The 10,896-nt window shown below is 35.7% G+C and carries 6 protein-coding genes; 5 read left to right on the forward strand and 1 reads right to left on the reverse strand.

Annotated features, from left to right (window positions below; genetic code table 11):
- Positions 1 to 142: 142 nt before the first annotated feature.
- Positions 143 to 2,152: a hypothetical protein gene (locus D5018_RS19160; protein WP_121840594.1), complete on the reverse strand. Its 2,010-nt coding sequence runs from the start codon at positions 2,150 to 2,152 to the stop codon at positions 143 to 145.
- A gap of 438 nt (positions 2,153 to 2,590) precedes the next feature.
- Here D5018_RS19160 and D5018_RS19165 point away from each other — a divergent pair, with 438 nt between their 5' ends.
- From D5018_RS19165 to D5018_RS19185, 5 genes are all read left to right on the forward strand, one after another.
- Positions 2,591 to 3,694: an alpha/beta hydrolase gene (locus D5018_RS19165; protein WP_121840595.1), complete on the forward strand. Its 1,104-nt coding sequence runs from the start codon at positions 2,591 to 2,593 to the stop codon at positions 3,692 to 3,694.
- 3 nt (positions 3,695 to 3,697) lie between these two features.
- Positions 3,698 to 5,050: an MATE family efflux transporter gene (locus tag D5018_RS19170; RefSeq protein WP_121840596.1), complete on the forward strand. Its 1,353-nt coding sequence runs from the start codon at positions 3,698 to 3,700 to the stop codon at positions 5,048 to 5,050.
- A 62-nt stretch (positions 5,051 to 5,112) separates the two neighbouring features.
- Complete coding sequence (locus tag D5018_RS19175) at positions 5,113 to 6,312, forward strand: acyltransferase family protein (RefSeq protein ID WP_165905116.1); 1,200 nt, start codon at positions 5,113 to 5,115, stop codon at positions 6,310 to 6,312.
- Between the two features lie 228 nt (positions 6,313 to 6,540).
- Positions 6,541 to 7,659, forward strand: a complete 1,119-nt coding sequence (locus D5018_RS19180) for an efflux RND transporter periplasmic adaptor subunit (protein WP_121840598.1) — start codon at positions 6,541 to 6,543, stop codon at positions 7,657 to 7,659.
- 12 nt (positions 7,660 to 7,671) lie between these two features.
- Positions 7,672 to 10,734, forward strand: a complete 3,063-nt coding sequence (locus tag D5018_RS19185; RefSeq protein ID WP_121840599.1) for a multidrug efflux RND transporter permease subunit — start codon at positions 7,672 to 7,674, stop codon at positions 10,732 to 10,734.
- Positions 10,735 to 10,896 lie beyond the last annotated feature (162 nt).

A 10,896-nucleotide genomic window follows, 5' to 3' on the forward strand; every position in this document is an offset into this window, starting at 1 on the left:
TGACTAAATATTTGGTCAGCATGACATACTGGGAAGATCGGTCAAATGATCATTGAGGATCAAGTAAAATGGTGACTCAACCGTTGCTATTTTAAGCAGATTGAGTCAGATGGGCTGAATAGTTACCAAATTACTTAGATTATTACTCCTTGATATTAGAAGTATTGATACCTGTAAGAATACGATTGTGAGTTTTTAGCGATGCGCCAACCTGCTTATCTTTGACTACTGAGCCAATTTCATTCAAATCAATGTATCGAAAATAATCACCAATTTTTGCAATATGGACTTTGCTCGGTGAGGAAGTTCTTCTTTGAATATCAGCCGGCACATTCACAGAAAAAACATCAATACCATTAATAGATCGTTTAACCCAAACGGAACTATAAACAGTTAATGTTCTATTGTTATCTGTCAAAAACGTATAATTTGGTGAAAAGCCTGCGCTTCTTCTTATTCCCACTCCATCTAATCTTGAACTAATAAACCAGTATGCAAAGGGAATATTTGAATCTTCTATAACAGGCAAAACACTGTCTAAATAAAATGCAGCATGCACATTACTAGAGTTGTAGGGAAATGATATTAAAGCTGCATTTGAAGGGTTTTTGTCTGCTTCGATGGCGATATTTTTAGAGATTTTTATTTCTCCGATAGCATCGAAAAAATTAAGACCATGATAAATATCAAAAGGTGTATTTGGCTTTGTTAGGTCATATACATATAAATATCGACAAATATCTTTGTACCTATCATCTGGCTGTGAGTTACAACTAGGAGTTGGTATATATGTGATACTTGATTTGTAAAATGTTTTATTTAATTCGTATATTTCCATTTCTTCGCTGTTTAGAAATCGGTTATTTGCATTTATTTGTCCCTCTGCTTTAGTGGCATTCTCCCAACTCTTAATCTTGGCGTGCTCAAAAGGCATTGAAATTGGGTGATGGCTTACCGTCATTGCTTTACCTGATAGTATGTATTGATAATCTGGAGCTAAAGCGTTTATAAGCCTAATCGCATTTTCATTATCCAATTTGGTGAATTTTGATTGATTCGCAGGAGATTTATTTGGGTCTATTTCTCCTTTTTGGTAAAATTGATTGAAGTGACTAAAGACAAAATTACCATCTTTTTTACTAATCAATTTCGCTGAAAGTATCCTGGGAGTTGAGCTTAAATTATTCCTTCCTTTGTTGTTAACCATTTGAACGATTTCATCAGCATTAGTACTCTCATTACTTACCCAAAATAAGTGTTTATCACTATCCGCATAAGTGTATATATTTTGTTGTTCATTGCTCCCAGAAAAGAGCTTTTTTACATCAAGAGGTATCGCTGCTTGTCTGGAAAGCAAAAAAGCGAGTTGCTGTGCAGCATCAAAAGGACTAGGAAAAAAACCTATTGAAGTAGCCGAAATACTCGTAGTCGGGGAGTTCTCACTTATTAATGAATTATGGCTTTTTATCACTGATTGTATATGTTTGTTGATATCTTTGAGGTAAGTGTCGACAGCTAAGTGGTGTTTGTGTGTTTCTGTTATCTCTAAATCGGAAAGTGAGTTAAGTTCACTTTGTATTTTTTGCATTGATGACATAAAGTGCTTAGCCATTTTTTGTAGATGCTCACCTTCCAATTTTCGTTGTTCTGAATCGCTTGCTTTTAAGTCTAAAAAATCAGTACAAGCATTCATATCAGTGATTAGATCTTGCTTAAACTTTTCATTGGCTTCTGCAGAAGTAAGCTGTAAAGACATATCATGATGTTTCATTGACGTTAGCGGGGTAATGTATGCACAACCTGCAGGGCTGATCATTTTAACGATTACAGCTTCAGAATCATTATCTGAAGAGGGGAGAGCGACATCAGTTATATGTGGGCAATTGGCTAAAGACTCTTTCAAGCTATCAGGAAATTCGAAATATCCAGCTTCGTCAGATAAAACAGATTGCTCATCAGCATCACATCGAATGTTGCCGTTGCAATCAGCACAAATTTTTGTGTAATCAAGATACTTTTCTGAAGAGAGTACTCTCGGTTTTATGGAATCAGTCTTTACTTTTTTCGTAGCATTGTTATTTGAGTTTTCATTACATCCCATTATGATTGTTAAACCTAGAGTTGCTATAAGTAATTTAGGAAAAACCACCATAATCATTATCCTTAGTCCATATAGTTACGTTTAAAAGCATAGACTAAATCAATAAAAATTTTCGCTTTGAGCTGAATTATCCGGTCAATTACGGTGAAATTCGCAGATCACTTTTGCCAATATTTCGGAATCGCTGAGCCACATGCCGGGGGAATCGGTGATCCAATTCACCGAAATACGCACAGCAGGGGGAATTCAGTACCCGAATTACCCCGAATGACGCATTTGGGTTTGAAGTATTCGAATATCTAAACCAAACTAATGTATTACGAAAGCAGGGTAGTTGGATAATCTTCCTTTACAATAGTTTAGCTAATATTTATGTCAGCTCTGTTTTTGTGACGCATTGAGAGAAAATCAGAGGGTAAATTTATATCTTCATTTGAACTAGAAATTTCTCTTAAATCGATGTAATCAAAGTTGAAACCTGGAGGAAAAATGGCAAAGGATCTGCACGAGAAAAATCAACTTGTGAGATGGGGAATACTCGTTGGAATCACTTTTCTTGGATGCTTAATAACTCTTATTTTAATTATTGATTATGAGATTATAAGAAACCCTGAAATCATGACTGATAGACATATTCAGTCTATTTTGATCTTTATGGCTGTATGTCTTACTGTAATTATAACTAGTAAATTCATATCACTACTTGCAACTCGTTTGAATAGTCACTATTTGAAGAGGTTTAAATACATACCTGAATTGTCATTTTTTGAAGAATCTCGAACAAAAGTTTGTTTAGCTGAAAAAAAATATGAACATATTGTTTTGCTTTTTCATGGATTTACCGCATCACCTCAAGAATTTCAGTTTCTTACACCATACCTTAAAACTGCAAAAGTTGATTTTGTAGCTCCTATCATTACGGGCTTTGGACTAAGCTCGACCAACATATTAAGTCAGGCAGATAGAAGAGATTGGTATCGTAAAGCGGTTGAGCAATATGAATATGCCAGTTCAATTGCTAATAAAGTGAGTATTATTGGACATTCAATGGGAGGCATTCTAGCGTGCTTTGTTGCAATGCATAGACCTGTTGAACATCTAATTTTATCAGGGCCAGGCTTATATTCTGTTCCATGTGATTTGAAGTATAAACGAATTTTACTCACTCCGGTGATGTCAGAGATATATGAAAAAATTATTCCTTATTTACCTAAACCTATTCGAAAAAATAGGAAAACAACCAGTGACACTCTAGATTCGACTCATATCGATTCAATTTTTCAATACCTAGCAATACCTGTCAAAGCGGCTAGACAAATATTTAATGCACAAGATGAGATTGAACTGAAAAAAATGCAGTATAAATCGCTGTCAATTCTCTATGGAAAGCAAGATTTGACAGTTGATATGAATAGGTTGTTGGCTGTATTAGATGATTATAGGCTAGACTACACTGCTTATTGTTATGATAATTCAGCACATAATATTTTTGAGGACTTTGATCGAAAAGAGGCTTCGAAAGCTGTCGTAGAGATACTAACAAGTGAACAAGAAATAGTTCCAGTTACATCATTTGAATTAAAGCAAGCTTAAACCATGTTAGCAGTAATTATGTGCTCATTACCTATTCTATATACAAGAATTATACAGGCTTTAAATATATTGATAGGTAATATTTTTGTTGCACAAGTTAGCATGACGGCATTAGCTGCTAGTGCTTTAATCTCTTCTACATCATTATTTATTCTTTCTTTTGCTACTGGGTGCTTGCTTAGTCTAGGCCCACTATTTTCAGGGCAGAAAAATAATGCTCTACGTTCTAATCTACTTTTATCCATTGCCCTAGTCTTTTTGCTTAGTTTAGTGATAATTTCTTTGTTTAGTGGGGTAGAGTTTTTTTTGCTACTCATGGGTCAAAGTGCCGAGCTTTCGAAGCTGGCTCAAGAATATTTTTATTATTTTTCATATGCTATCATTCCTCTATTATCAATATCGGCTATTCAGCAATATATATTTTCAACAAATTATAAGGCTGTAATACTTTTTCATAGCTCTTTAAGTCTGGTCATAAGTTCTCTTGCTAGCTACATACTGATTTTTGGCTTTTCATTCTATGATATTAAGGTTCAAGGATACGGATTAGTAGGACTTGGGATGGCTTTATCTATATCTGCATGGATAAACCTTTTTAGTATAATTATATTTCTGGTATTTCTAGAGTATAGAAAATTAATAAATGGTTTTAAACTTACTGGTAAATTTACATCAGTAAGCATTGGTGAATGGAGTCAGAGTTTCTATAATTTATGTAAAGTCAGTATCCCTTTAGGGTTTCAATTGTCACTGGAAATATTACTAATATTTGTTGCTACATTATTCTTAGGTAGATTTGAACACTCTGTAATTGCTGCGTGGCAAATTGTTAGTCAGTATTTATTATTGTTCACAATGCTCCCTTTTTCCATATCTCAATCAGTGTCGATATTAATTAGTAAGAATATATCTGACTCAAAGTTTTCAAAGCTTAGTTCATTAGCTAATTCAGGATATTTAATTATAACTATATTCTCACTATTAGTGGGGTGTATATATGTATTCTTCCCACATGAATTAGTAAGACTATACTTGTGGCAACATCAAAATGTTACTGATAGCCTTTCCATAGCTTCGCCTTTTTTTATATTTATAGCTTTTTATCAGATTGTTGATGGTTGGAGGTTATTAGGTGTAGGTGTTTTGCGCGGGCATTCTAAGTCATTAAAAATATTTGCGATTTCTGCAATTTATGCTGGGGTATCTTTAATGGTAATGTACCTTTTAACAAGCTTAGTAAAAAACTTTTACTTTGGTATTCCTATTGGATTGATTGTTGGTCTTTGTATAGCTACTTACTTTATAACGGTAGAACAAAAGACAGTGAGTAAAAAGAATATGACCATTGCTGTTTAACAATTTGAATGCAGTTGCATTTAAATTATATAAAAATATTTGAGTATTCAGGAAGGTGCTTGATGAGTAACGAAAGGATTCATAGTTTAGATTCTCTGCGCGCAGCAATGATGTTCTTGGGGATCGTATTTCACGCTGCACTTATATTTTTACCAATAGAATCTGAGACGTGGCAAGTTCATGATCCTAAAAGTAAAAATATCATATTTGATGGTATCTCTCTCTGGATTCATTCATTTAGGATGCCAGTTTTTTTTATAATTTCAGGTTTCTTCGCTGCGTTATTATTTTATGCTAGAACACCTAGTACAATGATAAAAAATAGAATTAAGAGAATATACCTTCCATTTCTAGCTTGCCTGTTCACTATATTACCCCTTTATAAATTCATGGTTTTTTATGCGAACAAATCTTTTGAATTAGATGGTTACAGCTTGATTGAAGCAATAGAGCAAGTTTCCTTGTCAATACTTTTTCCTCTGCGAGTTGAGTATTTTTGGTTTTTAAATTATCTAATGATAATGTCTCTTATGATGTTTTTGTTTGGCATTTTTTTATCTAAAGTCAACATGAGGTTGAATTTCTTAAAGAGAATTTTTGAGAATTTAATGAGACATAATTTCATAAGTGTCTTTGTATTTTGTTTGTTGAGCTTCTTATCTCTTTATTCTATGGGCTATTCATTGGCGCGTACTGATTTGTATATCATTCCAAATCCATCAGTTTTTTTGTATTACTTTTTATTTTTTATTTATGGGTGCTTGTTATATTCTTCAAGGAAATTACTTTATGTTTACACTGAAAGTTATCGGGTTAATTTGATTCTGGGCACGGTTCTGTATGTTTGTTATATAACTATGACCTATTTTTATAAAAATGAACTCTTTTACCTTGAAATGTTTTGTTATGCACTCATAGTCTGGCTTTACAGTTTTGGTATTATTGGATTGTTTTTGAAATGCTTTAGAAAAGAGTCAGCTATGAATAGGTATTTTTCTGATTCATCATATTGGGTTTATATCATTCATTTACCCATTATTCTCTACATAACTTCATTAATTGGGAACTATAATTTGTCAGCTATAGCTAAGTTTACAATTATAGTATCTTCAACTTTTTTCATAAGTATGTTGAGTTATCATTATTTGGTTCGTTCAACATTTATTGGACAGTTTTTAAATGGAAAAAAGTATCCATTTTCAGGAAGATTGTGTTCTAACTTAGCTCGCTTCTATCATAAAATAGAAAAAGCTAAACAGTGATTGAAGTCTGCAAAGTGAACGGAGTGAATACCACTTAAGGTATCGCTAAAATACCTGAGTAATTTACTCAAAACCATAGCGTTTAGAACCCTTAATGCTATGAAGCTTTGAAAAGGAGTAGTGTGTTTCAGTAAATGCTTATGGAAAAATTTAATAACGAACCGTTAAAAATCTAATATTAAGCTATTCTTTAAAATTCAATGTACAGGATGTTTTTGAGGGCAAACCATGAAAAAATGGTTTTTTACGATGTTAATCCTAGTCGCAGTCATTTTTGGCGGTGTTATTGGGTTCAATTTTTTCGTTCAAGGAAAAATCAAGCATGCAATAGCTAATATCCCTGAACCTGAAATGCCTGTAACTGTAGCAACCATCAAGCCTTCAAGTTGGTATCCCACCATTAATGCCATAGGCTTTATTGAACCAATTCATGGCATTACAGTATCAAACCAATTAGCGGGGGTGGTAACCGCTATAAAATTTAATAATGGTAGCCGAGTTAAGAAAGACCAAATTCTATTAACTTTAAATGACGACATTGAGCAAGCTAATTTGAAAAGTAAACTCGCTCAACTTCCAGAAGCAAAGGCAGATTTTGAAAGATTAATTAAGTTATACCGTCGGAGCTTAGCATCTAAGCAAGATTTAGATAAAGCTAAAGCCACATTCCTTGCAATGAAGGCAGATATTCAAGCACTTAGAGCAATAATTGAGCAAAAGGTCATACGTGCGCCATTCGAAGGCTTAATTGGCATTACGGATGTTCATTTAGGTCAGTTCATTCAACCTGGAGCAGATATTGTTAGGCTTGAAAATATAAAAAATATGAAAATTCGCTTCAATGTTTCTCAGGATCAGTTACGAAGAATTGCGGTAGGGCAGCATTTGAACATTAAAGTTGATGCCTTTCCCAAAAGAGTCTTTAAAGGCAACATTTCAGCCATTGAGCCAGCCGTATTTTATCAAAGTGGTTTGGTGCAAGTACAAGCAGAAATCCCCAACCATGATGAATACTTGCGAAGTGGCATGTTCTCTAATGTAGAAATTAATTTGCCACCAATATTAAATCAATGGGTGATCCCACAAACCGCGATCAACTTTTCGTTATACGGTTCCTCGATTTATCTCGTTAAAACAGAAACAAAACGAAGTAAGGAAATAAAACGTGCTTACCCTATTACGGTGGAAGTTATTGAGCGTAGTGGCAATCTAGCCTTAGTAAAAGGCAATTTAAAGAAAGGTGCTCGTTATGTCACTTCTGGTCAAGTTAGGCTCAGTAAAGGTAGTAAAGTTAAAGTTGTTCAAGATTCAGCATTAGATTTATTGGATAAATTGCCACAACTTTAAGGGGAGATCGTTATGAAATTTACTGACATTTTCATTCGTAGACCCATATTTTCGGTATGTATCAGTCTGATGTTATTGCTTCTTGGTTTTAATGCGTTAAAGGATATGCAGGTTCGTCAGTATCCCGAAATGACCAATACCGTTATTACCGTCACTACTGGATACTACGGTGCAGATGCCAATTTAATTGAAGGATTCATCACTCAACCTTTAGAGCAAGCCATTGCTCAAGCCGATAACATAGATTATATGAAATCTTCTAGTGAATTAAGTAAATCTACAATCACAGTGCAAATGAAGCTCAATACGAATCCCAATGATGCACTAGCGGGAATTCTGGCTAAAGTTAATTCAGTACGCTCACAGTTACCTAAAGAAGCTGAAGATCCCACAGTAGACATATCCACTGGCTCACCTACCTCAATCATGTATATTGCTTTTTCCAGTGATGTTCTTAATTCCAGCCAGATCACAGATTATCTAGAACGAGTAATTAAACCCCAATTATTTACGATATCTGGTGTTGCTAAGGCTAATCTATATGGGGGGATACCCTATGCAATTAGAATTTGGCTTGATCCTAAGCGTATGGCGGCATTTAATCTGAATGCCGAGGAGGTCAATCAGGTACTACAAGCAAACAACTATCAGTCAGCTATCGGTCAAACCAACAGTTATTTTACCTTAATGAACGGCACCGCTGATACTCAAGCCTCTTCAGTATCAAATCTTAAAGATCTCATTATTCGCAATACTAAAGGTTCAGTGATCCGACTCGGTGACATTGCCAAAGTGAACCTAAATAAAAGTCATGATGTATATAGAGCTATAGTCGGCGGGAAAGAAGGCGTCGTTATCGCCATTGACGTTACCCCTAACGCCAACCCTATTATTGTCGCAAAAGCTGTTAGAAAATTGATGCCTGATTTGCAGAGAAATCTCCCCTCCACCATAAAGATGAAGATCCAATATGATTCCTCCCAAGCCATTAATGAATCAATTAATGAAGTGATCCAGACCATAATTGAAGCTGCTATCATAGTAATCGTTGTGATCAGTGTATTCTTAGGCTCGCTCAGAGCAGTTATTATTCCTGTCGTTACCATACCACTTTCACTGATTGGCGTGATTTTACTAATGAGTATTTTCAGCTTCAGCATAAACCTAATGACATTATTGGCGATGATATTAGCCATTGGTTTAGTGGTTGATGACGCAATTGTGGTAGTAGAAAACGTTCATCGTCACATTAAGATGGGCAAGTCCCCATTCAAAGCCGCCATCAATGGTACTCGTGAAATTGCGATGCCAGTGATCACAATGACCATAACTCTAGCGGCCGTGTATTCTCCAATTGCCTTGATGGGGGGAATAACAGGTTCGCTATTTAAAGAATTTGCACTGACTCTTGCTGGGGCTGTATTCATTTCAGGGATTGTAGCCCTGACGCTATCTCCAATGATGTGCAGCAAGATGCTCAAAGTTCAAACATCTCCAAACCTTTTTGAGCAGAATATTGAGCGCTGCTTAGCTTGGTTAAGTCAAAAGTACGATAGAGTTCTTTGCAATGTGCTTAACAAACGTGGCGTCATTTTGGTATTTGCTGCGCTCGTGATGGTATCGCTACCACTTATGTTTAAACAAATTCCGACAGAATTAGCCCCAAAAGAAGATAATGGTGTTGTGATTATGGTGGCAAAGGCACCCTCCAACGTAAATCTTGATTACATTCAAGCTAATATGTCATTGGTAGAAAAAATCATTTCTAATCAGGAGGGTACATTAGAACCATTGACCATGGTCGGCGTACCGAGCTCAAACCAAGCATTCGGAATTTCACCTTTGTTGCCATGGAGTCAGAGAGATAAAAGCCAGAAGCAGATAAACAAATTGTTGAGTAAACAGGTCAAAGAGATACCTGGAGTCGCAGTCACTACATTTCAATTGCCAGAACTTCCCGGTGCAGGAGGAGGCTTGCCAATCCAACTTGTTATCACATCTACCGCCAGTTTTGAAAACCTATTTGCTATTGGCTCTTCCGTTCTTGAAAAGATGAAGCATAGCCCATTATTTGTTTATTCAGATATAGATTTAAAGTATGACTCCGCCACTCTGAGGTTACGTATAAAAAAAGACTTGGCGGGTGCATATGGAGTCACCATGAAAGACATTGGTTCCACACTATCGACTTTTATGAGTGATGGTTACGTTAATCGTGTAAACCTAACAGGTCGGTCATACGAAGTCATTCCTCAAGTGATCAGAAAACTGAGGGAAAACCCAGAAGCTCTTGCAAATTATTATGTTAAGGCCGCTGATGGTAGATTTATCCCGCTATCCAGTTTAATCGATGCCAAAGTCGTAACGGCACCGAAATCTCTGCCTCACTACAACCAATTGAATTCAATCTCAATCAGTGCGGTTAATGCTCCAGGCACTTCTATGGGGGATGCCGTCAAATACATTGAGAATCTAGCGAATACTGAATTACCTAAAGGCTACAGTCATAGTTATTTAGGTGAAGCCAGACAATACATCAATGAAGGCAGTGCCCTTTATCTGACATTCTTATTAGCTATCGCAATTATTTTTTTAGTACTAGCTAGCCAATTCGAAAGCATTCGAGATCCATTGATCATTTTGATCTCAGTTCCACTTGCCATCAGTGGAGCTTTGATGGCGTTAGATTGGGCGCATTTAGCCGGGTTAGCCTCGCTTAATATCTATTCACAAGTTGGAATGATTACTTTAGTAGGGCTGATTACTAAACATGGGATATTAATGTGCGAAGTAGCCAAAGAAGTACAAATCACTCAAGGCTTGTCACGCATTGAAGCCATTAAGTATGCAGCTGCAGTGAGATTACGCCCCATCTTAATGACTACTGCAGCTATGATAGCGGGTCTTATCCCATTGCTTAATGCTGTTGGTGCAGGTGCAGCAGCTCGCTTTAACATTGGTTTGGTGATTGTCGCAGGGCTTAGTATAGGAACCTTATTTACCTTGTTTGTATTACCTGTGATTTATTCTTATATTGCACAACAACATGAAGCATTACTCAAGGTGGACGATTAAGATCATACTTTCATGGTAAGTATATTAGGTTATAACCATAGGTATCTACACAATGTGATCACTTTCTAAGCAATTAAACTTTTTCATGGAACTGTTTGAAAAAGTGGCGATCAGATCTGCAAATTCCCTTCAACTGACGATAAAAATGGATTTGTTTGCACA

Source organism: Parashewanella curva (genome assembly GCF_003675895.1).
Classification (GTDB): Bacteria; Pseudomonadota; Gammaproteobacteria; order Enterobacterales; family Shewanellaceae; genus Parashewanella; species Parashewanella curva.